Genomic DNA, 22,861 nt, shown 5'->3' with positions numbered 1-22,861 from the left:
TGCGGCGCAAGGGCCGTGCCGGTCCGCTCGGGATCGAGCGGACTCGGTGGAGCGGTCGGCGGGAAACCGCTCGGGCCCGTATCGTGAGAACCCGCCGCCGTGGGTAGCTGTACAAGCGCGGAGTTAGAGACCGGTAGAACGGTGACGCGCGGTGAGCCTTGGGCGAATCGCGCGCTGGGGAGGCGACGTGGACGACTACGCGGGTCGGGTACTCGCCGACCGCTATCGACTGCCGTTGCCGCCCGCCGACGAGTACGAGTTCGTGGAGACCCGCGCGTTCGACACCTACAGCGGCCAGGAAGTCCTGCTGCGGCAGGTGCCGTTGCCCGAGGTCGTCGAGGCCGAGGTGGTCGGCGACGGCGCGGCCCACGGGGCGTACGGCGCCGGCGGCTGGTCGGGCGGCGGCCTCGACGCGCGGCGCGGGACGACGCGGTACGACGGCGTCGGCGACCCGGCCGTGCGGCGCGCCATCGAGGCGGCCACCGCCGCCGCCCAGGTGCCCGACCACCCCCGACTCGACCAGGTCTTCCACGTCTTCGCCGAGGCCGGCAGCCTGTGGATCGTCAGCGAGTACGTGCCGGCCCGACCGCTGGCCGCGCTGCTCGCCGAGCGCCCACTCACCCCGCACCGCGCCGCCGAGGTCGCCGCCGACGTGCTGACCGCGCTGCGCGCCCTGCACGCGCACGGCTGGACGCACCGCAACATCACCACCCGCACCGTGCTGGTCTGCGACGACGGGCGCGCGATGCTCACCGGGCTGGCGGCGGGCGCGGCGGAGGAGGCGCTGTGTGGCTACGACCCGGTGCCCGAGGCGCTGCGCGCACCCCGTCCGCGCGAGCCGCTGGACGACGCGGTCCCCGCCCGCGCCACGGAGCCGGGCGCCCGCCCGGCGGCCGGCGCCCCACGGGTGGACACCGGCGCGGTGCCCTCGGCGCGCCCCGGCACCGGGCCCGACTCGGTGCGGGAGACCGCCCCGGGCGGCCCGCCGCCGGGCCCGGGCCCGACGCGGAACGCCACGCCGCCGCTGGCGGCCCCGGTCGTACGGCGCGGCCCCGCCGGCCCCGTCTACCGGGACCAGGGCCCGCCGGGCGGCGCCGCCGCGACAGCCGGCGGCCCGGGCGAGCCCGGAGCGGACCCGCAGGGGCGTGCCACGCCCTCGCGCGCGCCGCGCGCGGGCGCCATCGCCGCCTACCGCGCCGGGGCGCGGGCCGCCGTGCGCGAGGCCGCCGAGGGCCCGCCCGTCGACGCGGCACCGGGCACGGCCGGGGCGCGGCCGGGCGCGGCGGTCGAGGACGAGTGGTGGGCCGAGGGCCGGGACGAGCCGTACTGGGACGACGACCAGGAAGGGGCCGAACCGGAGGCGCCCGAGGCGAGCGAGCCGGCCGACGACGCCGACGCGCGCGTGGCCCCCGCCGAACCCCGGGGCGGCGACGGCTACCGCGGCCCCGACTCCGCGCTCGCCGCCGAACGGGCCCGGCAGGCGCGCATCGTCGTGGTCGGCGCCGTCACCGAGCGCTGGGCCCCCGAACAGGCCGGCCCAGTGCACGAGAACTGGCGGCTGGCCCCGCCCGTCGGCCCGGCCGCCGACCTGTGGGCCGTCGGCGTGCTGCTGTTCCGCGCGGTGCAGGGCCACGCGCCCTACCCCGAGGACAACGCGAGCGAACTGGTCCACCTGGTGTGCGCCGAGCCGCCCGCGTACGCCGAGGAGTGCGGCGCGCTGCGTCCCGTGGTCGAGTCGCTGATGCGCCAGGACCCCACCGAGCGCCCGGACTTCGAGGAGTTGCGCGGCTGGCTGCGCTCGCTGATCAGGTCGGCGCCCGAGCCCGACGTCGGCAGCCGCACCGTCACCGTGCCGCCCGCCGAGGCGATCGGCCCCGGTGACCCCAAGCGGCTGCCGATCCTGCGCCGCCGAGGCGAACTGGTGCGCCGCCGACGCCAGGCCGCGGCCCTGCACGGCCGCCACCGGCACAAGCGGGGCAGGCCGCCCCGGGTGCCCCGGCAGCGCCACGAGACGCACGACGCGGCGCCCCGGCAGGAGAAGCACCTGCGCCTGGAGACGCACGACACCGCCCCGCCGCGCGAGAGCCGCGCGCCCGGCGCGCGCGCCCCGCGCCACCTGGGCCGGCTGCTCCTGTTGCTGATACTGCTGCTGCTGGCGGCCGGGGTGCTGTACGCCATGTTGTTCATGCCCAAGGCCGACGAGGGGGAGGGCGCGGACGGCGGCGCCGGCACCTCGCACAGCGCGCCCCCGGCCACCGGCCCGAACGCCGGTCGCGACGACCCCGGCGAGCGGGTCGGCGACGGAGGGCCCACCGGGCAGCAGCCGCAGTCCACCGACCCGACCGGCCTGGCCAAGGGGTTCGCGCTGCGCAAGGACCCGGACGGCTTCCAGGTCGCCGTCGCCGAGGACTGGAAGCGCCGCCCGCCCAACGGCCGCGGCCAGATCCGCTACCTCGGCAGCGACTACGAGATGATCGTCGTGCCCGGCCGGGACAAGACCGCCGAGTACGGCAGCGACCCCATGAAGTACCAGCAGGACCTGGAGCCGGAGCTGGCCCCGTACCGCGACTCCGACTGGGCGTCGGCCACCGGGCTGCGCCGGATCGACGTGGGGCAGACCGCGATGGCCGAGGGCGCGTTCGGCTGGAAGGACACCAGCGGACGGCAGGTGTACGTGCGTAACCTCGCCATGATCATCAGCGGCCGGTACCACGTGCTCCAGATCATCGGCCCGGCCGACGAACGCGGCGCCGTGGACCGCTACTTCGACCAGGCTTCGGCTAGCTACCGCGCCACCCGCTGAACCGGCCGCCACCCCGCCCAACCGGCCGCCCCGAGTCACCGACCGTCCCGAGCCGCCGGCCCGCCGACCGGCGCGGGCGTCGGCGGGTGGGCGCGCGGGCCGGGGTGGAGTGTCGATGGCGATGGCGATGAACGGGTGCATCGCCCCGAACCGGCCGGCCGGGCGCGGGGCCCGGCCGTTCGGCCTCAGTCGTCCTTGGGCGCCGGCCTCCCGCTCGGGCTCTCCCGGTCGCCGCCTGGCTGCGCGTCGGGCTTCGCGTCGGGCTCGGCCTCGGCGTCTGGCTTCGCGTCGGTGGCGGGCGTGGTGCCGGCTTCGGGCGTGGCGTCGGTGGTCGGGGTGGCGGACGGGTTCGGCGGGGTGTCGACGCGGAGTTGGTCGCGGGCGATGGCGAAGAGTTCGTCCTGCTCGGTGCGGTGCGGTCCGGTCGCCGTGGTGTCGATGAGGAGCTGGTAGACGCGCTGTTCGGCGCCGGGAACGAAGAGTTCCAGGCGGCGGCGCTGCTCGCGCTTGCCCTTGGCCCGGTAGTCGACCTCGATCCAACGGGCCCGCTGGCCGTACCAGTCGATGCTGTGCCGGCGGGTGCGCACGCCCTCCATCGCCGAGTCCTTGGTCGTGCGGTACCAGGTGATCTGCTGCTCGGACGCCTCGGTGGCGGTCGCGCCGCGGCTCGTGTCGCGCTTGAGGCTGATGGTGAAGGCGCGCTTGTCGCCGCCGACCCAGTCGGCCTGGGTGCGGCTCGCCTCGCGCAGCGCGTAGCCGTCGGGCAGGGCCACCGTCGCGGTCAGCGGCTGGTGCGGGTGCAGCCGCCAGCCCGCGGGCAGCGCCGGGCGCCCGGCGTCGATGGGGGCGGCCGTGGGCGTCGGGGTGGCGGTGGGGCTCGCGGCCGTGCTGGGCGGGGCGCTGGCCGGGGGAGCGGGGGCGGCCTCGTCGTCGCTGAGCGGGCCCGTGAGGAGGAAGACGCCCGCCCCGACGACGAGCACCAGCGCGCCCAGCGCACCCACGGCGACGCGGGGCCGAACCCCGCCCCACGGCCCGCGCTTGGCCGCCGCCGCGCCGTCCGGGCTCGCACCGCCGGCCGCGCCGGCCCCCCGCGCCGTCATGGGCACGGCCGGCGGCAGCGCGCCGGGCAGCCCGCCCGCACGGCCCGCCCCGGCCGCCTCGCCCGCGCCGCTGGACGTCCCGTACCCGGCGGAGTGCGGCGGCAGCGGCGCGCCGGCCCGGTCGTACGGAGAAGCCGCCGGGCCGGCGGCCGGGTGCCGGGCGGCACCCTGGTCGACCGGGCCCTGCTGGCTCGGTTGACCGTGTTGACCGTGTTGGTCCTGCGGGTTGGGCTGGTGGGGCCGTGCGGGCTGGTGGGCCGGGTCGGTGGGGCGGGGCCGGTTGCCGAGCGCGGTGAGCTGTTGGGTGTCGTCTGACCTGGGCGGGCGCTGGGGTTGCGACGGCGACGGTGACGGCGGCCGGGGCTCGGCCGCGGCGTCGGGGGCGGGGTCGCCCGGTCGCAGCGCGCGGAGCTGGATGGTGTCCATCGCCGACGGCTTGTGGGGCCGGTTGCCGGGCCGCGACCGCTGTGGCTCCGGCGCCGCCGCCAGCGCGCGCAGCGCCTCCTCCGCCTGCTCGGCCCCGGGCCTGGCCGCCGGGTCCCGCGCCAACAGCCGGCCGATCAGCTCGGTCAGCGGCCCGGTCCGTACGGGTGGGTGCGGCGCGGAGTCGAGCATCGCCGCCACCGTCCGCGCCGGGGTCTCGCGACGGAACGGAAGCACGCCCTCCACCGCCGCGTACAGCACGACACCCAGCGCCCACAGGTCCGCCGGTGCCGCCAGCGCGGCGGGCTCGGCGCCCAGCCGCTCGGGGGCGACGAACTCCAGCGCGCTCACCGGGCCGTGCGCCGCCGGCCCGGCCGCGCCCGTGCCGGGGACCGCCGCGCCGGCCGGGTCGCCGAGCGCCGCGCGCCGCTGCTGGTCCACCGCGTGCACCATGCCGAAGTCGGACAGCACGATCCGACGTGCGCCGTCGCCCGCGCCCGGGGCCGCGCCGGGGGCGCTCGCCGGGGCCGCCGGGCGCTGGCGGCCGAAGAGGATGTTGCCGGGCTTCACGTCACCGTGCACGATGCCCGCGGCGTGCGCCGCCCGCAGTGCGCCGGCCACCGCGAGCCCCACGTGCGCGGCCTGCCGCACGCCGAGGGTGGCGCCGCGCAGCGTGGCCGCGAGCGACCCGCCGCGTACCAACTCCATCACCAGCCACGGCCGGTCCTCGACGGTGAGCACGTCGTGGACGGTGATGACGGACGGGTGCTCGATGCGGGCCGCCGCGCGCGCCGCCTGTCCGAGCAGCGCGTACGCCCGCGCGCGCTGCTCGGGCGAGAGCCCCGCGGGCAGCCGGGGCTCCTTGACCGCCACCTCGCGGCCCACGAGTTCGTCGCTGGCCTGCCATACGGTCCCCAGCGCGCCGTCGCCGAGGTGGTCGCCGAGCCGGTAGCGGCCGGCGAGCAGCCCCCGGCCGCGCAACGGCCCCGGCCCCCCGCCCCGCCCCACCGGCGGCTGCTCCCCGACATCGCGCCCTCCCCTCCGTGCGTCATGTCGTCCATCATCGCGCGATGTTGAGACGTACGGGACACAAGGGGGCAGTCGCGCGCGAGGGCCCCGGGCGCGGGGAGCGGGCGGGCGGCTGGGCGACCGGGGGAGGGGCGTGCGCACGGTCGGGCGTCGTCACGGAGCGTCGATGCCGTGTTGTGTCCTTAGCGCGGCTCGTTACGCGGGGGAGTCGGCTTCGCCCTCCGGTACGCTCCGTTGGATGCGAGCTGTGCGGAGGCACGAGGACGCGGAGCGGGTCGCGACGGCGGCCGTGGCGGCGCGCCCAGGTGCTGCTCGGACGGGGCGTGCGGCCCTCGCGCGGGCCGTTGTTCGACTCCCCGCGATGTGCGTCGCACAGTATGTACCACCCATACTCCTTGGCGCTGGAATATGTCCGAAGTGCTTGGTGAGGTGACTGTACGTCAACCATGCTGTCTCGTTGTGGGGTCACGTTCCGTGATCCCGGAGAGGCGCGAAGCGATGTGTCCACCGGTTCGGATGGTGTGAGCGGTGCAGGTGCTTCAGGTACAGATGGAGGTCCGGCCAGACCCGGCCGAGGTGGGAAGGGCGCGCCGCTGGGCGCGGTCCCGCCTCGTTCGCTCGGGGGTGGCCGTTGACGAGCCGTTGGCAGAGACGCTCGTCCTGTTGATCTCAGAGCTAGTGACCAACGCCGTGGTGCACACGGGCTGCCCCGCCGTGCTGCGGATGCTCTTCCCCGCGCAGTGCGCGGACCCCGCGAGCGGCGGCCAGGGCCGCGCCCCGGCCGCCGCGTACGACGGGGCGGGCCTGGACGCGGCCGACCCGGCGGCGGATACGCCCGACGTGGTGCTGGCCGGGGCCGGTGCCGGTGTCAGTGTCGGCGCCCGGCCCGCGGCGCCGGCCGACGGGGCGTACGGGGCCGACCCGACGCCCGCGCCGGCCACCGGCGTTGACCCGCCCGCGGTGGCGATGGTCCGGGTGGAGGTCGCCGACGCGAGCGCCTGCCCGCCGCGCCCCCGGTGCGCCGACGACGACGACACCAACGGGCGCGGCCTGGAGTTGGTGGACGGCCTCGCGGACCGCTGGGGTTGGCAGCCGGAGGGCAACGGCAAGAGCATCTGGTGCGAGGTGGACCGACAGGGCGTCGCCGCGCCGTCCACGGCGTACTCCGGCGCGGACCTGGCCGTCCAGCCCGCCGAGGCCGCCTCGGTCGTGTCACCCGGGCTGGTCGGCGGCTCGACCCGGAGCGAAGCGGGCGGTTCCGAGGTGCTGGGTCCGGCTCCGGCGGCTGCCGGGACCGTGGCGGCCACCGGCACCGTGGCTGCCACCGGGACCGTGGTCGCCTTCGAGCGCGCGGTGTCACTGGCGGGCGCGTGCGCCACCCGGCGCCGCGCCGCGCGCCAGATGTGAATCAATAAGTCCAGACCAGGTGTTGACGTGACGTATTCGATTGATCACCCTTAGGTGCAGCGATGCGCCGTGAGGGGACGCCGAGGGCCGCTCGCGCCCGGGTGCGGTGAAGCCCGCGGCCTGGTCCTTGGCGAGAGCGGATCGCGATTCGGCGCGCTTCCAGGGCGGTGGCGTCGGATGGGCTGGCGGTGCGCGGTGCCGTGCTCGGGGCGCGCACGAGCGCACCGCCAAGCCAAGTCCCCCGCTCGGCACGGCACGTGGCCCGCCCGGCCGGTCTCCCCGGCGTGGGCGGGCGCCGGGCGCTCGCCCGGGGGTCGGGCGGGTCCCGCCGTACGGGCCGCGCGGTAGGCCCCGCCGTACGCACGCCTGTCAACGCGCCGTACGGGCCCCGGTCAGGGAGCGTGGCCGGGAGCGGCCTCGATGACCTCGTCCAGCAGCCGCCGTGACGCCAGGAGTTCGGCGACCTGCTCGTCGATCCGGTCCCGCTCGCGCCGCAGCTCGTCGGCCAGCTCCGGCGTGCACGGCCGCAGCACCCCGTCCCGCTCGCACACGCTCGGCAGCAGCCGGCCGATGACGGCGGTGGTCAGGCCGGCGGCGAGGAGCGACCTGATGTAGCGCACGAGCCGTACGTCGTCCTCGGCGTACACCCGGTACCCGTTGCCGAGCCGGCGCGGCCTGAGCAGGCCCTGTTGCCCGTAGTACCGCAGCAGCCGCACGCTCACCCCGGTGCGCTCGGCGAGCTGGCCGATGCGCAACGGCGGACCCGGCTCCGCTGCCGGCTCCGCCTCCCCTGTCGGCTCCGGCTCCGGCTCCGCCGACGTCGGCGTCGGCTGCGGGCCGGGGGCCGTGGGGCGCGCCGTCGTCGGGGTGGTGGCGCCTGGGGGGTGCCGGTCATCGCGGGTCCTCACGCGCACGTGCGTCATGTGCTCTCCTCCTCCGCCCGGTCTGCGTCCAGTCTCTCCGGTCCCGTGCGCCACTTGGTCACACTGTCTTGAGCATGCCACCGATGGCAGGCTCTATCGTCGCTCCATGGCCTACCGCGAACTCGTCACTCGCCCCGTGCTGAACTGGTCTTTCGTCGCCCTGGCGGCTCGTACGCCGGTCGCCATGGCGCCGCTCGCCCTGGTGTTCCTGGTGCGGGAACGGCCCGGCGGCTACACGCTCGGCGCGGTCCTCGCCGCCGCGTACGTCGTCGGCGAGGTGGTGGGCGCCGTCGCCCTGGGCGCGCGGCTGAACTCCGCACGCGCGCGCCCCCACCTCGCGCTCGGCCTCGCCGTCGGCGCCGCCGCCTTCGCCGCGCTGGGGTGCGCGGCCTCGGCGCACCCGGTGCTGCTCGGCGCCCTCGCGGTGGTCGCCGGAGGCGCGCCGGCCGCCGCCCCCGGCGGGCTGCGCGCGCTGCTGACCAGCCTGTTGCCGGAGCGCCTCGGCACGCAGGCGCTCAGCATGGACGCCATCCTCACCTACGCGGTGTGGACGGCATCGCCCGCGTTGGCGACCGGGCTCGCGCTCGGCGTGCACCCGGCGCTGCCGCTGCTGCTCGCCGCGGCGCTCGCGGCGTGCGCCGCGGCCGGCCTCTGGGCGCTCCCGGCGGGTTGGGACGCGGACGAGAGCGACCGCGAGGGCGCGTCCATGCTGCGCACCCTGGCCGCCGCCTGGCCGGTGTACGTCACCGGCGCCGCGGCGCTCTCGCTGCTCGCGCTCGCCGAACTCGTCCTGCCAGCCCTGCTCGAACAGCGCGGCATCGCGGTCGGTTGGGCCGGACCGGTACTCGCCGGCTACTCGGTCGCCGCCGCCGTCGGCGCCTTCCTCTACGGGCTGCGCAGGTGGCCCGGGTCGCTGGGCACGCAGAGCCTCGTGCTGCTGCTCGCGGTCATCGCGTGCGTGGCGGGCGCGGCGGTGCTGCCCGGGCTCGCGCTGATCGCGGGCGCCATGCTGTTGGCGGGGCTGTTCCAGTCGGGGGTGCAGGTGGCGCGCAACCTGTCGTTGCGCGACGCCCTGCCGCAGAGCGCGCTTGCCGCCGGCTACTCGATGCTGTACGCGGCCGTCGGCCTCGGGTACGCGACGAGCGCGACCCTCTCCGGCGTCATACAGAACGCGACGTCGCCGAGCACGGCCGTCCTCGGCGGGGCCGGGTTCGCGCTGCTGCTCACCCTGGCCGTGTGGGTCGGCGAACGACGTTCGGCCGCCACGCGCCGCCGCGCGACCCGCGCCGACCAGACCGTCGCGACGGTCTTCGGCGCGGCGGCCTCCGGTGCGACGGCCTCCGGCGCCGCGGATGCCGGCGCCGCCGATGCCGGCGAGGCGGCCCCCGGCGTGGCGGGGCGCGCGGTGAGTGGTCCCGGGGCCGAGGGCGGGGCCGGCGGCGGGTGACGGCTGGGAGTGCGGGTGGGTGAGGTGCCGGGGGCGTCCGACGGTGCGTCGGGCCACCGAGGCGGGTCGGTTACCGCAGGTCGCGGGCGATCCGCTGGGCTATCCGGCGGGACTCGGTGGCCAGCTCCCTGAGCATGCCGCTGGCCGGGTTGGCGTAGCCCGTGAAATACAGGCCGGGGGCCGCCGCCAGGCGGCGCGCGCCGTGCGCGCGCGGGAGGCCCCGGGCGTCGAGGACGTCGAGGTGGCCCACGAGGTCGTCGAGGCCGGGGCGGTAGCCGGTGGCGGCGATGACCACCTCCGCGTCGACGCGGCTGCCGTCCACCAGCACCGGCTTGTCGCCGTCGAAGGACTCGACCGCGGCGACGATCTCGACCCGGCCCGCCCGCACCGCGCGGACCAGCCCGGTGTCCCGCACCGGGACGGCGCCGGCCCGGGCGCGCGAGTAGAGCCCGGGAACGCCGACCGACGTGGGGCGGGGCAGCCCGTGCTCGGCGAGGTCGGGCGCGCACAGCCGGGCCCGGACGGCCGACACGCGGTCGGCCACCGGCACCGGCAACTGGCGGGCCAGCACCGCCGACCGCTGCGCCGACCAGCCGAGACGGGACCGGCGCACGACGTGCGGCACGGTCCGCACCGCGAGCCTGACCCGGCCGGCGCCGCCATCGGCGAGGTCGGTGGCGATCTCGGCGCCCGAGTTGCCGGCGCCCACGACGAGGACGTCCTTGCCCTGGTACGGGCCGGCGTTGCGGTAGTCGGCCGCGTGCAGCAACTCCCCGGCGTACTCCGTACGGCCCGGCCAGTCGGGGAGGTGGGGGGTGCGGCTGTACCCGGTGGCGACGACGACCGCCCGCGCGGCCAGCTCGCGCCCGCCGCTGGCGTGCAGCACCCAGGGGTTCGGCGGGGTGTCGCCGTCCGCCGCCGCGCGGGCCACGCGCGCGACCTCGACGCCGGTGACGCACTCCAACCGGTGGTGCTCGACGTACTGCTCCAGGTACCGCACCAGGTCGTCGCGCCCCACCCAGCGGCCGTACCCGCGCGGGATGGGCAACCCCGGCAGCGCCGACATCCGCCGGGTCGTGTGCAACCGGAGCCGGTCGTAGTGCGCGCGCCAGGCCCCGGCCACGGCGTGGCTCCGCTCCAGGACGACCGCGCGCACGCCCCGTTCGCCGAGCGCGGCCGCCGCCGCGAGTCCGCCGGGGCCGCCGCCGATGACGTACACGGGGGTGTGGGGGGCGGGAGTTCTGTCGGCCATACGCGTGAGCGTAGTCGGATCATTGACGGGTTTCGGTCAAACCGGTACCGAATCGGTTGCGGAAGGATTACGGACCGCGACCCGCCCGCCGCCGACGGCACGTCGGGACCGGGGGCCGGGCACCGCCCTGACGGCCCGTTACGCCGCCACCCGGCGCGGCGGGCCTGGGCCGGGCGGAACGGCCGCCCCCGGTGGGCCCGGTTCCCCCTCGGCGGTGTTGAATGCGGAGGCGGACGGACAGGCGGCTGCGGGCGGGGCGGCGTGCGAAGGGAGACGCGGATGCTGGAGCCGGTCGAGTTGGAGATGTACGGGCTGGTGCTGCGCCCCTGGGAGGAACAGGACCTCCCCGCCATCGAGCGTGGCCTGGCCGATCCGGAATACCGCCGCTGGAGCGCCGTCAACTCGCCCGCGGCCTACCCGGACGGCGCGTGGGACTTCCTCCGCACCCGCACCGAGGGCTGGCGGCGCGGCGACATGACCTCCTTCGCGATCACGGACCTGACGACCTCCCAGGTGCTCGGCAGCGTCTACGCCGGCACGCTCGACCTCGACCACCGCAGCGCCCGGGTCGGCTACTGGGTACTGCCCGAGGCCCGAGGCCAACGGGTGGCCGCGCGCGGCCTGGAGACGATGACCCGCTGGCTGTTCCAACACGTCGGCCTGCACCGGCTCGAACTCGGGCACGCCGTGGGCAACGACGCCTCGTGCCGGGTGGCCGACCGCTGCGCCTACCGCGTCGAGGGCATCTTCCGCGGCGCCATGGTGGACCTGTCGCGCACGCCTCGGGACATCCACGTGCACGCCCGACTGGCCACCGACCTGCCGCCGTACCGCTTCGGCCAGACCGCCGTCCCCTCGGCCGCGGACGCCGCCCGCGCCCACACCCCCGCCTGGGCGGCGCCCCACCAGCAACCCTGACCGCGCCCCCGGCAACGCTGACCGCGCCCTCGGCCCTCGCCGACCCGCGCCCCGCGCACCCGGGCCCGTCAGGGCCAGAGCAACTCGCGGGTCCAGCCGTCGTCGGTCGCGCGGTAGCGCAGCCGTACGTGCCGGCGGTGTTCGTCGCCCTGGAAGAACTCGACCTCCTCCGGGTCCAGGACGTACAGCGTCCACGTCGGGGCCGGGGCGTCCGGCTCGCGCTGGGCGCGCTCCCAGGCGGTGTCCGAGGCCCGGTCCAACTCCTCGTACGCGTCGAGCACCTCGCTCTGCCGGCCGACCAGGGCCGCGGCGAGCGCGCCCGGGGAGCGCCGACGCAGGTCGGCGGCGCTCTCCTCGGGCCCGGCCGGCACCACGCGGCCGGCCACCCGCACCTGGCGCCCCACCTCGGGCCAGTAGAAGACCAGCGCCGCGTACGGTCTCGCGGCCAGGTCGCGGCCCTTGCGGCTGGTGCGGTGGGAGGCGAAGTGCCAGCCGTGCTCGTCCACGTCGTGCAGCATCACCACCCGCGCGGAGGGCCGGCCCTCGCCGTCGGCGGTCGCCAGCGTCATGGTGTGCGGCTCCCGCGCCCCGGCGTCGGCCGCCTCGCGCAGCCAGCGGTGGAACAGCGGGAGCGGCTCGGCCGGCGTCGCCTCCGGGTCGAAGTGCGGCAGCCGGTCCTCCCAGACCCGCAGGGTCCGCAGCAGTTCGCGGAAGGCCCGCTGGTCGTCGTCGCTCATCGAGGTCATCACCCCTCCATACTCGCCGCCGCCCGGCCCGCGCGCCGGCTACTCGCCCGGCGGCTCGTCCGGGCGGGGGCCGGTGCCGCTGGCCACCGGGCAACCGCCGTCCGGGTGCGCGACCGGGCGCGCGTCGGGCAGCGGGCGGGCCGCGGCTATGTACGTGCGGGCCAGGGCGACGACCACCGAGGCGTACGGCGTCTCGCGACGGGCCGCGGTGAAGTGGGCGGCGCGGCCCGGGCCGTCGGCGCGGTAGACGCGCACGGCCTGGTCGGTGGTCTCCACCCGGCGGACGTCCCGCCAGGGCGTGGCGCTGCCGTCCAGGAACAGGGTGTCGGCGGAGAGCGCGAAGCGCCCGTATCCGACCGTCCCGCCGCGCCCCAGGCGGTGCGCCGTGCGCGGCAGCTCGTCGGCCGTCGCCACCTCGGCTATGCGCACCGCGGCCTCACCGCTCACCGCATACACCACCTGACCGCCCCGGTCCCTCACCTCGGTCCAGTCGACGGCCTCGCCCGGTGCGCCGTGCGGCGCGTACGCCCCCTCGCGGAACGAGCTGACCCGCGCCTCGGACCAGGGCAGCGCGCGCACCTCCGCGCCGTGCGTGAGCACGAAGCCGTGCTCGAAGCAGTGGAAGACCACGGGCGGCGGCCCCTTGAACTCCTGCCAGACCCTGGTGCCGATCGGCACCACCACGCTGAGCACCAGCAACCCGACGCCGACGAACCGACCGACCGTGCCCATGTCCCGGTCGGAGGCCACGCTCGCGGCGGTCACGATCGCGCCCAGCAGGAACATGAGCATGCTCAGGGTGCAGCCGAGGCAGGCCACCCCGTCGCGCTCCGTCTTCGCGCTCCCGACGAAGCGGCCGAAGTCGCGCCGGTCCGCCATGACCCGTACGTCGCCTTCGGGTAACTCCTTCGCCAGCTTCATGCTCGCCCCCGTCCCGCACCTCGGCTACCGGTTGTGATGCCGCGAGTACAGCAACATGTATAGCGCGCCCCACTGACAACCGTGGCACGCCCGCCAAAAGCCCTGGCAGCACAGGCCCGTTGGGGCCGAGGGCCCGCCGGGGAACGGCCGTCGCGCGAGCCGCCGCCCCGGCACGACCTCACGCGCGACGGCGTGGGTCGCCCCCTGAAGTGGCCTGCGGCGCACACCTGTTGAGGCCGCGCGTCCTCATTCGCCGCGCGCCCCGTACGCCGCGCCCTCCGTGCTCACCCGCCACCCCCGACGCGTTCGGCTCTCCAGAATCACCCCCTGCCGCACCCCTCGCCCCCACCGCGATGGTGTCCGTCGGAATAACCGGCGTCACCGAATGGGCACATCTCCCGCCGACACGCGAAAGCCGTGTGAATGACGTCACCATGAAGTGCCGTACGCCGATGCGAAATTGGTACGTACTAGGGGCGCGGGGCGGCGTCGAAAGATCAACGAACGGGTTCAAACGGGACCGGCCGTTAAGATCATCCGGCGGCAATTCCCGGGCTATGTCCACTTTTTGGGGCATTCGATATTGCCGCGCCCTGACGGATGTGTAACAGGGCGATCGGGTTATTGAAATGACCATGGAGAACCGGGCAGAGTCTTTGCAGGCGCAGCGGAAATCGTCCCGCTGCCAAGCGTGATTGCAACAAATTCCCCCCACAGCACGCACGCGAAGGGTCAACTCTTCATGGCATCTCACAAGCGCATGAGCAACCGTCGTCTCGCCCTGGCGATAGGCGCCGCAGCCGCGGTCGCCGCCGGGGCGTTCGTGGCCGTTCCGGCCGGCGCCACCGACGCGCCCGCCGAGGGCACGGTCTACGGCGCGAACGCCAAGGGCGCCGTCGACGGCAGCTACATCGTCATGCTCAAGGGCGGCAAGAGCGTCAAGGCCGCCGACTCGGGCAAGGACCTGGCCAAGGAGTACGGCGGCAAGCTCTCGCGCAACTACGACTCGGCCATCAACGGCTTCTCGGCCAAGGGCCTGAGCGAGACCGAGGCCAAGCGCCTCGCCGCCGACCCGGCCGTGGACAAGGTCGTCCAGAACAAGACCTTCAAGGCCACCGGCACCCAGGACAACCCGCCGTCGTGGGGCCTGGACCGCATCGACCAGACCGACACGCAGGGCGACTCCACGTACACCTACCCGGACAGCGCTGGTGAGGGCGTCACCGCGTACGTCATCGACACCGGCGTGCGCGTCACGCACAAGGACTTCGAGGGCCGGGCCACGCACGGCTTCGACGCCGTGGACGGCGACGACTCGGCGGACGACGGCAACGGGCACGGCACGCACGTCGCCGGCACCATCGCCGGTGCGGACCACGGCGTGGCCAAGAAGGCCAAGATCGTGGCCGTGCGCGTGCTGGACGACCAGGGTTCGGGCACCACCGAGCAGGTCGTCGCGGGCATCGACTGGGTGACCGAGAACCACCAGGGCCCGTCCGTGGCCAACATGAGCCTGGGCGGCGGCGCCGACGAGGCGCTGGACGCGGCGGTGCAGAAGGCCATCGCGTCCGGCGTGACCTTCGGTGTCGCGGCCGGCAACGAGTCGACCGACGCCAGCCAGGGCTCGCCCGCGCGGGTCCCCGAGGCCATCACGGTCGCCTCCAGCACCGACGCCGACGAGCAGTCGAGCTTCTCCAACTACGGCGACATCGTCGACATCTACGCCCCGGGCTCGGACATCACCTCCGCCTGGAACACCGGCGACGACGCCACCAACACCATCTCGGGCACCTCGATGGCCACCCCGCACGTCGTGGGCGCGGCGGCCGTCTACCTGGGCGCCCACCAGGACGCCACGCCGGACGCGGTGGCGAAGGCGCTGACCGAGGGCGCGACCCCCGACAAGATCAGCAACCCGGGCGAGGGCACGCCGAACAAGCTGCTCAAGGTGGTCGAGTAAGCCACTGAGACGTTCCCCGTACGCCCGCTGCCCCGTGGCACGCACCGGGTCGGGCCGGCCCCGGGCCGGAGCGGCCACCGGGCGGGTCGGGCGGCGGACGAGGGGAACGACGACCGCGGTTGACCGCTTCGGATGAGACCGGGTCGGGCGTGGTGGCCGTCATGATGACGGTCCGCCGCGTCCGGCCCGGATTTCCGTGCGGTATGCGGCGCTTGGCGGGCCGAACTCGCGAGCGGCGCGTTTTCCGCTGCGAATAGCGCGCCCTTGTCCGCCCGTGTGCGCCCCCTATTTCCGCGTCGGGAGTTGTCTTCCGGTGCCACCTATCGCACCGTCGGAAACAACGAACGGGCGGGCGGATAACCGGGCTTGGTCGCGCGGACGGCGGTCGCCCGCATTCGGGCTCGGGGCGGTGGAAAGTCGTGTGTGTGCCGTCGGAGTTGGGTCGCCGGTTGAGCGCACCCTGCCGAGACGGTCCGTCATTCCGACGAGTCCGGGAATGGATGCGCGCGACGTTCCAGGAGCCGCGTGCGTATGGCGCGTCGGGTGCCCGGGGTCGTGGTGGCCCGTCGGGAGGCGCGCGGTAGGTGGCGCGCGGACGCGGGGCGCGCGCGGTGGCGCGCTGTGGGGGAGGGGCGGCGCCCTTGGTGGACGGGCGGCGCTGGGGGCGGGTCGGGGCCCGGGATGGGCCGAGGGTGCCCGGGAGGGCCCGGGAGGCGGGCCGCTGGGCCGCTACTTGGTCGGCTTGCGGCCCGTGACGCCCAAGTGGACCAGGAGGGCCAGGTTGGTCTTCAGCTCGCCCTGCTTGACGCCCGAACTCTGGAAGCCCTTCTGGTGTGCGGCGACGGCGGCGAGCATCGCCACCAGCGAGCCGGCCACGGCCGCGGGGCTCACGTCCTTGTCCACCTTGCCCTTGGCCTGGAGCTCCTTGACGGAGTCGGCCAGGGAACTGGTGACGGCGTTGATGAGCTTCGTGCGGATCTTGTAGAACCGCTTGTCGCCCTCGGCGGCACCCAGGTCCACGACCCGCAGGATGGCATCGTTTTTGCGCCAGAAGGAGAGGAAGCCATCCACAAGCTCCTCGGCCGACTGCCAGCCCGACTTCCCCGCCCAGGAGCGGCCCGCCACGAGGTCCGTGAGGCCGGCGCCCTCCTGTGCCGTCTCCTCGGCGATCTCAAGGACGGCGCCCTCGACGTCGGGAAAGTACTGGTAGAACGTCGCGGGTGAGGTTCCTGCCTTGCGCGCGACATCGATGACCTTGACGTTTCTGTACGGCGAGGAACTGAGCATCTCGCTGAGGCAGTCGAGCAGCTTCTGCCGCGTCGCCTGTCCGCGGCGCCCGGCCACTCGGCCGTCAACCGTGCGAACTTGTCCTGTCATGCCGTCAGCTTACCGAGGGGTGATCAGAGCGCGATCCGGCTGCCTGCAAATGGGGTGCGGCCCGATCGGTTCGAGGAAAGGCCAGTTCAAAGGGGGTGGAGCGGCTATGGGGCGGTCGGTGGGTGGTCCGTCTACCGTGCGCTGAGGATTCGGCCGGACGGATGATTCCTGTTATCAACAGCCTGTGGATAACGTCGGTGGATAACTCGTGCCCGGCTTGTGGAGACGGTGTGTGCGACGCTCCTTCGCCTGCTGTTCGCCCTCCGTACGCACGCCGCCCGGACCCCGCTCGCCTCCCTGCCGTAGAGGAGTCTCCTTCACCGGTCCGCGTCGCGGGGCGGGCGGGATGGGCGCTGCGCCGTTAGCGTGGCCGATAAGGCACTTGCCGAGTGTCGATCACTCTGTACGGGAGGACACCGAGCCATGGCCGTATTCCCGGAAGGTGTGCCCTGCTGGGTGGACGTGGCGCTGCCCGACGTCGCGGCGGGCAAGCGCTTCTACGGTGAGCTGCTCGGCTGGACCTTCGGGCCCGCCGCGCCCGACTACGGTTCGTACACGCAGGCGTTCCACGACGGCAGGAACGTCGCCGCCCTGGTGGCCAAGCCCGACGGGCGGATGCCCACCGTGTGGAACGTCTACCTGGCCACCGCCGACGCCGTCGGGACGGCGGGCAGGGCCCGCGCCGCGGGCGGCACGGTCATCATGGACCCGGTGCGGGTGGGCGACTTCGGCACGATGGCGGTGCTCGCCGACCCCGGCGGCGCGGTCTTCAACCTGTGGCAGGCCGGCAGCCACGCGGGCTTCGAGGAGCAGGGGCAGCCGGGCTCGTACGGCTGGGCGGAGGTCTACACGCGCGCGCCGGAGCGCGTCGACGCCTTCTACGAAGAGGTGTTCGGCCTGCGCGCCGAGGTGGACGACGAGGCGGGGCGGCCCGACTTCGTGCGCTGGGTCCCACGGGGCCGGCCGGCGGGGGCGCGGCACGCGGTGAGCGGCCGGGGCCTGATCAGCAGCGGCTATCCGGAGGAGATGCCGGCCCACTTCCTGACCTACTTCGTGGTCGAGGACTGTGACGCGGCGGTGGCCGCCACCGGGCGGCTCGGCGGCCGGGTCGCCATCGACCCGGTGACCACGCCGCACGGGCGCTCCGCGGTGGTCGTCGACAACCAGGGCGCGAGCTTCGCCGTCATCGACACCAGGACCCGCGGCGACGCCCCCCACCCGGAGGGCCCGCCCGCCTGAAACCACGCCCGCACGTCCGGGCTCGGTGAGCGGAGCCCGCGGGGTTGGTCGCCGCGTGCGGGTGGCGCGTCGCATCGGGGTGGTGGCGGTGGGCAACGACACAGGCGCACTACTCATCCTGGACTACGCCACTTTGATGAGGTATCTCCCCTCAAAGGGTGGGCATGGCGGGTGGCTTGGGTCACTCATCGCCCGCTGGCCCGCCTCGGTGAGAGGAACCTCTGTTCTCATGGGGGGTACGAGTAGTTGACCCGGTTTGGTTAGGTCTTAGGGGAGGCCACGTGCACTCACGGGGGCAATCGATCAGCACGGGTGAATGGGGACGGCACGGGAGGCCGGGGCGCTCGACTCCCGACTTCTCACTGTTGACCAAGCGGGAGGTGGAGGTCCTGCTGTTACTGGCCGACGGGGAATCCAATCGTTCGCTTGCTCGCCAGCTCAACATCGCCGAACGCACGGTGCGGGCCCATGTGACCAGCCTGACGCGCAAGCTGGGGGCTCGCTCACGCGTCGAGGCCGCGTTGATGGTCTACAACCACCGTAATGCGCTGACAGTGGAAGCGGCATAGCTCGTTTGGATCATGCCTGGTTGGGCATAGCCGTTGCGGCATAGCCACAACGGCTATGCCGCAAGAGGCAATAGCGGTGATCTCGATTTGGCGTACACAGTAGGCGTGGCAGAGCGACCTGCCGCCCGGGTCCGGCCCGGCGGCCACCCCCCACGTCGGTCCCGAGCCGATGGCGGGAACGCGGTGGCGGTGCGTGCGTCTTGACGCGGCGACCGGTCGCGCAGGGGGAAATTGGGGAGGGAGAGCCGAATGCGCGCTCTGACGCGTCGAGTGGCTATCGACGGGGTACCGTTCGCGGCTTTCGTAGGCGTTTACTGAACTCGACCGGATGCGCCGACGCCCCACGACGCGCGTCACCTCGGGGCCGGGTACGCCGCGCGCCGGAACGCGCCACCGACGGGGGGTGTGGCGCTGAGACGGTCCCCCGTGGCGCGGGTCGGCGGTGATGTCGGGCACGGTGGGGTCGATGGACCGTTCGGTACTGACATCGATGCCGAGCGCGGGCGTCGGTCGCGGCGACCGGCGGCGCGCCGCCGTGCGCGGGCGCTCGCGGCTCACCGTGTCGCGGTGTCGCACGCGTTCGGCCGCCCCGCCGCGCCCGCCCGGGCCGCGCGGCCGCCGCCGTCCCGGCAGGGCGCCGCCCCGCCCGGTCGGTGGCCCGTACCGATATGTCACGCCGTCACATGCGGACTGGAAGCGGCCGTTCCCGGCACGTCCGCTTTCGAAGTCCCGTTCCTGGTCAGTTCTTTCACCGTTCGCACCAGTTCACGATCCGCGATTCCCGGGTTCGCGCAGGCTCTATGGGCGCCCCGGGGCTTTCGGGTTGGAGTAGTCGAGCAACAAGGTCCGCACCACCCGGTCCGGCGCCACCACGCGCGTCGACTCCCGGGCGTCGGACAGGCGCACCGGTCTCGTACGAGGCCGGATGAGTCACTCCCATTTACCCCTTTATAAATAGGCAGGAGAGTGCGGTGACGCAGGTCAAGCAGCAGGCGACCAGCACCGAGATCCTCAACCACGTCTTCCGTTTCCGGCGGTTGATAGCCGGCCCCGACGGGGGCTGCGCGGAAAAGCCGTGCGACGCGTGCCGCGCCCCGCACGAGAAGAAGGTGCAGAAGTTCCTCGACGCGGGCGAACCTCTGCACTTCGTCATTCCGGCCTTCCCCGCCAAGTCGCCCAACGGGCAGAAGACGCTGGGCGCGCTGCCCGACATGGGTGAGCGCCTGGCCCTGGAATTCCTCCAGTCCTTCTGTGATCACCTGTCGCATTACCACGCTCCGGGCGCCCGGGTCACGATCTGCTCCGACGGCCACGTCTTCGCCGACGTCGTCGGGGTCACCGACGAGGACGCCACCAGCTACCGGTCCGAGCTGGAGGCGATGGTGCGCTCCTTCAACGGCTCGTCGATCGGCTTCTACGCGCTGGCCGACGCTTACCACAGCACCGATTACGACGTGATTCGCGACGAACTCATGGGCAAGTACGCCGAGTCGCTGGAGAGCCTCAAGCACCGCGCCACGCAGGACGAGCAGGTGCGCGGGATGTTCAACGGCATCCACCGCTTCATGTTCGAGGACCGCATCGCGGTGAGCGAGGGCAAGAGCCGCTCCAAGGTCCGCGAGGAGGCCAAGCCGATCGCCTGGGAGGTGATCCGGCGCTCCAACGCCTGGAGCCGCCTGGTCGCCGAGACGTACCCGGACGCGCTGCGCCTCTCGATCCACCCGCAGCCGGTGCACTCCGAGAAGATCGGATTCCACCTGGTCCGCACCCGGGACCGCTGGCTGACCCCGTGGCACGGGGTGGCCCTGGAGACCGGTGACGGGATGTTCCTGACGAAGCGCGCCCACGCCGAGGAACTCAAGGCGTCGCTGGTGTGGCGCGGCAACCGGCCCAGCCACTTCGTCGCGCCCCACCTGACCCTCCAGGAGGTCATGTCGTGACGGTGCCGCGCGGCTTCGCCGGCCTGTCCAGGGAGGAGTTCGCCGACGGCGCCCGCCGCTGGGGACCTCGGCGCGTCCAGATCCTCTGACCGCCCGCCGCCGGCGCCCCGCCGTGGCGCCCGCCCCGTACCGCCGCCTGGTCCCGTACCGCTGGAAGGTCCCGATGCCCGTCACCACTGATTACGCGTTCGACAACCAGGCCGCGCAGGCGCCGTCGCGGCTGGGGGCGCTGGAGGCCGCGTACGACCCGATCACCATCGCCCGCCTCGCCGAACTCGACCTCCCGGCGGGCGCCCGCTGCTGGGAGGTGGGCGCGGGTGGCGGCTCCATCGCCCACCACCTGGCCGACCTGGTGCGGCCCGGCGGTGGCAGCGTGCTGGCCACCGACATCGAGCCGGCGCTGACCACCCCGGCGGCCGGGTTGGAGACGCGCCAGCACGACGTGCGCGGGCCGCTGCCCTCCGCCGACCGGTACGACCTGATCCACGCCCGCCTGGTCCTCGGTCACCTGCCCGAGCGCCGGGAGATCCTGGCCACGCTGGTCGAGGCGCTCGCGCCGGGCGGCTGGCTCCTGATCGAGGAGTTCGACGCGACCTCGCTCCAGCGCCCGCTGACCGTGCCGAGCGCGGCGGACGCGAGCGTCATCGACCGGGTCGTGGACCTCACCCAGCGACTCCTGGTGGCCAGCGGTGCCGACCCGGCCTGGGGCAACGCGGTGCACGCCGCGCTGGCCGGCGTCGGGCTCACCGACGTGCACACCCGGGTGCACGCCGAGAGCTGGTCGGGCGGCGGCGCCGGCGCGCGGCTGATGGCCCACAACACCGCGCAACTGCGCGACCGGCTGCTGGCCGCCGGCGCCACGGAGGCCGAACTCGACCGGATGGGCGAGCTGTTGGCCGACCCGGCCGTGGCCGTCACCTCGTGGCCGCTGGTCTCCACCCGCGGGCGGCGCGCCGCCTGACCCGCACCCCGCCAGCGGGGCACCCCGCACCACGTGGGCGGGCCCGACCCGCCGGTCGGGCCCGCCCGCCGTCGTCCGGGGGTGCGGAGGTGGGCGGGGCGCCGTGGGGTGTCAGGGATTACGGGGTGGGCGTCAGGGGCGTCAGGAGTTACGGGCGGGCGCCAGGGGTGGCGGGGGCTGGACGGGCGGCGACTCGTCGCCGTGCCGGGCCCGCCAGCCGTTGGCCAGGACCTGCCGCAGGCCGCCCGCCAACGCCGCGTGCTGCTCCTCCGACAGGCCGGCGAGCAGCGGTTCCTCCGCCGCCCGCACCACCCCGTCGAGTTCGCCGAGCAGTTCCCGGCCACGGGCGGTGACGCGCAACTCGGCGGTGCGGCCCCGGCCGGCCGGCGACTCGCGGGCCACCGCGCCCGCCTTCTCCAACTGCCGCACCGTGGCCTGCATGCTCTGCGCGGTGACCCCGGCCCGGCGGGCGAGCGCGCTGTAGGACAGGCCGGGCTCGCGCGAGAGGTGGCCGAGCGCGCTCACGTGCCGCAACGAGAGCCCGCGCGCGCCCAGCGCGCTGTCGATCTCCTCGCGCATCAGCCGCCCCGCGGTGAGCAGCAGCATGCCCGTACGCGGCGTCATCGCCGTCGGCCCCAGCGCCGGCCCCGCCTCCGGTCCCGGCGCGGTTCCCGGTCCCGGCGCCGGTGGCGTGCGCGGATGCTCGACCGGGCTCTGCCTCACGTACTCCCGCCCTCCGCCGCCCGTGCCGGGCGGCCACTCGTCGGCCGGCCTCCAAGGGGGGCGGCCCGTCATCGGTCAGCGGCGCGAATGCTAGCCTCGATGTGAGTTTAAGGCAGACTGAAACAAGGGGTTGGCGCCGCGTCGGGCGCCGCCGGGAGGGCGTGCCATGACCAAGCTCCTGCTCAGCATCCACGTGCTGGTGGCCGTGATGTTCATCGGCCCCGTCACGGTGGCGGCCAGCCTGTTCCCCCGCTTCGCCCGGCAGGCCCTGCTGCCCGCCGGCGCCCCGGGCGCGGCGCCGGCGGTCGGGGACGCCGCCGGTCAGGCCGGTGCCACGGGCGAGAGCGCCGTCGGCGAGGTGGCCGCGACGGGCGAGGGCGGCCGGGAGGCGGCGGTGGCGGCCAGGACCGCCGAGAGCCCGGCCGGCGGCGCCGAGGCGGGGGCCGCGAGCACCGCCGACACCGTGCGCTCCATCGCCTCGGTGATGCTGCTGCACCGCATCAGCAGGGTCTACGCGGTGCTCAGCGTGGCCGTGCCGGCCTTCGGCCTGTTCACCGCGCAGCAGATGGGTGTGATGGGAGATGCCTGGCTGATCGCCTCGATGGTGCTGACCGTCGTCGCCGCGATCCTGCTGGGCATCGCCGTACTCGGTTACCAGGACGCCGTCGTGACCCTGCTCGACGACGAGGAGCGCGACGCGGGCGCGATGCGCGCCATGGCCGCCCGGCTGCCCAAGCTGGGCATGGTGACCGGTCTGTTCTCGCTGACCTGGGCCGTCGTCGTGGTCCTCATGGTCGTCCGGCCCGGCTCCACGACCGGCGCCTGACCCCGACCGGCGCCTGCCCCCTAGACCCCCGGCCCGCCGCTTCCATCCCCCGCGGAACCCGGCGGGCCGGGCCCTACCCCGGCCGCACCCCGACACCCCGGCCGCACCCCGACACCTCCGGCCGCGCCCCGGCCCCCCCCGGCTCCCTCCCGTTCCCCGCGCCGGCCGCCGCCCCGCCCCGCCGTCCGTCGCCGCGCGTGAGCGCCCGCGCGGGCGCAGGGCCCGCGCGGGCGCGGGGTGCGCGCCGGCGCCCGCCGCGCGCGGAGGTAGCCCCTCCACTTCCCGTACGGGCCCGCG

The 22,861-nt window shown here is 74.9% G+C and carries 16 protein-coding genes and 1 pseudogene; 10 read left to right on the top strand and 7 right to left on the bottom strand.

The annotated features are described in order from the left end of the window. Positions 1 to 187 precede the first annotated feature (187 nt). Positions 188 to 2,803: a protein kinase gene (locus OYE22_RS12465; RefSeq protein WP_277324108.1), complete on the top strand. Its 2,616-nt coding sequence runs from the start codon at positions 188 to 190 to the stop codon at positions 2,801 to 2,803. Between the two features lie 185 nt (positions 2,804 to 2,988). Here the strand turns inward: OYE22_RS12465 and OYE22_RS12460 are convergent, their stop codons facing one another. Next, entirely contained in the window at positions 2,989 to 5,334 is a 2,346-nt protein-coding gene (locus OYE22_RS12460; protein WP_277320488.1) for a protein kinase, read from the bottom strand. A 570-nt stretch (positions 5,335 to 5,904) separates the two neighbouring features. On the opposite strand from OYE22_RS12460, the pseudogene OYE22_RS12455 reads away from it, so the two are divergent. Continuing rightward, a pseudogene (locus OYE22_RS12455) lies at positions 5,905 to 6,489 on the top strand (hypothetical protein); the annotation flags it as partial. Between the two features lie 665 nt (positions 6,490 to 7,154). Here the strand turns inward: OYE22_RS12455 and OYE22_RS12450 are convergent. Further along, a complete protein-coding gene (locus OYE22_RS12450) occupies positions 7,155 to 7,517 on the bottom strand; it encodes a MerR family transcriptional regulator (RefSeq protein WP_277324107.1) in 363 nt (120 codons plus the stop codon). A gap of 274 nt (positions 7,518 to 7,791) precedes the next feature. Between OYE22_RS12450 and OYE22_RS12445 the strand changes: the two genes are divergently transcribed. Then, a complete protein-coding gene (locus OYE22_RS12445) occupies positions 7,792 to 9,132 on the top strand; it encodes an MFS transporter (RefSeq protein ID WP_277320487.1) in 1,341 nt (446 codons plus the stop codon). Between the two features lie 70 nt (positions 9,133 to 9,202). On the opposite strand, the gene OYE22_RS12440 is transcribed toward OYE22_RS12445, so the two are convergent. Beyond that, a complete protein-coding gene (locus tag OYE22_RS12440) occupies positions 9,203 to 10,384 on the bottom strand; it encodes an NAD(P)/FAD-dependent oxidoreductase (protein ID WP_277320486.1) in 1,182 nt (393 codons plus the stop codon). 279 nt (positions 10,385 to 10,663) lie between these two features. Here OYE22_RS12440 and OYE22_RS12435 point away from each other — a divergent pair, with 279 nt between their 5' ends. Further along, on the top strand, positions 10,664 to 11,302 hold the full coding sequence (locus tag OYE22_RS12435) for a GNAT family protein (RefSeq protein ID WP_277320485.1): 639 nt from the start codon (positions 10,664 to 10,666) through the stop codon (positions 11,300 to 11,302). Between the two features lie 68 nt (positions 11,303 to 11,370). On the opposite strand, the gene OYE22_RS12430 is transcribed toward OYE22_RS12435, so the two are convergent. Further along, complete coding sequence (locus tag OYE22_RS12430) at positions 11,371 to 12,048, bottom strand: pyridoxal 5'-phosphate synthase (RefSeq protein ID WP_277320484.1); 678 nt, start codon at positions 12,046 to 12,048, stop codon at positions 11,371 to 11,373. A 39-nt stretch (positions 12,049 to 12,087) separates the two neighbouring features. Further along, complete coding sequence (locus OYE22_RS12425; RefSeq protein WP_277320483.1) at positions 12,088 to 12,969, bottom strand: hypothetical protein; 882 nt, start codon at positions 12,967 to 12,969, stop codon at positions 12,088 to 12,090. A gap of 742 nt (positions 12,970 to 13,711) precedes the next feature. On the opposite strand from OYE22_RS12425, the gene OYE22_RS12420 reads away from it, so the two are divergent. Continuing rightward, the gene (locus tag OYE22_RS12420) at positions 13,712 to 14,929 is read left to right on the top strand and encodes a S8 family peptidase (protein WP_277320482.1); all 1,218 of its coding nucleotides are present in this window, start codon (positions 13,712 to 13,714) and stop codon (positions 14,927 to 14,929) included. Positions 14,930 to 15,658: 729 nt separating this feature from the next. Here OYE22_RS12420 and OYE22_RS12415 read toward each other — a convergent pair. After that, positions 15,659 to 16,306, bottom strand: coding sequence for a TetR family transcriptional regulator (locus tag OYE22_RS12415; protein WP_277320481.1), 648 nt, complete (start codon positions 16,304 to 16,306; stop codon positions 15,659 to 15,661). A gap of 423 nt (positions 16,307 to 16,729) precedes the next feature. Here OYE22_RS12415 and OYE22_RS12410 point away from each other — a divergent pair, with 423 nt between their 5' ends. The 4 genes from OYE22_RS12410 (at position 16,730) to OYE22_RS12395 (ending at position 21,015) form a co-directional block, all read left to right on the top strand. Beyond that, entirely contained in the window at positions 16,730 to 17,545 is an 816-nt protein-coding gene (locus tag OYE22_RS12410) for a VOC family protein (RefSeq protein WP_277320480.1), read from the top strand. A gap of 281 nt (positions 17,546 to 17,826) precedes the next feature. Further along, on the top strand, positions 17,827 to 18,114 hold the full coding sequence (locus OYE22_RS12405; RefSeq protein WP_277320479.1) for a response regulator transcription factor: 288 nt from the start codon (positions 17,827 to 17,829) through the stop codon (positions 18,112 to 18,114). A 971-nt stretch (positions 18,115 to 19,085) separates the two neighbouring features. Beyond that, positions 19,086 to 20,054, top strand: a complete 969-nt coding sequence (locus OYE22_RS12400; protein WP_277320478.1) for an isocyanide synthase family protein — start codon at positions 19,086 to 19,088, stop codon at positions 20,052 to 20,054. A 163-nt stretch (positions 20,055 to 20,217) separates the two neighbouring features. Beyond that, the gene (locus tag OYE22_RS12395) at positions 20,218 to 21,015 is read left to right on the top strand and encodes a class I SAM-dependent methyltransferase (protein ID WP_277320477.1); all 798 of its coding nucleotides are present in this window, start codon (positions 20,218 to 20,220) and stop codon (positions 21,013 to 21,015) included. A gap of 141 nt (positions 21,016 to 21,156) precedes the next feature. On the opposite strand, the gene OYE22_RS12390 is transcribed toward OYE22_RS12395, so the two are convergent. Beyond that, a complete protein-coding gene (locus OYE22_RS12390) occupies positions 21,157 to 21,639 on the bottom strand; it encodes a MarR family transcriptional regulator (RefSeq protein WP_277320476.1) in 483 nt (160 codons plus the stop codon). Between the two features lie 265 nt (positions 21,640 to 21,904). Here OYE22_RS12390 and OYE22_RS12385 point away from each other — a divergent pair, with 265 nt between their 5' ends. Next, complete coding sequence (locus tag OYE22_RS12385) at positions 21,905 to 22,564, top strand: hypothetical protein (RefSeq protein WP_277320475.1); 660 nt, start codon at positions 21,905 to 21,907, stop codon at positions 22,562 to 22,564. Positions 22,565 to 22,861: the final 297 nt, after the last annotated feature.

The sequence above is a fragment of the Streptomyces sp. 71268 genome, from assembly GCF_029392895.1.
GTDB lineage: Bacteria > Actinomycetota > Actinomycetes > Streptomycetales > Streptomycetaceae > Streptomyces.
The sequence above is the reverse complement of the archived record's forward strand: the minus strand, read 5'-3'. Positions and strand labels throughout refer to the sequence as shown.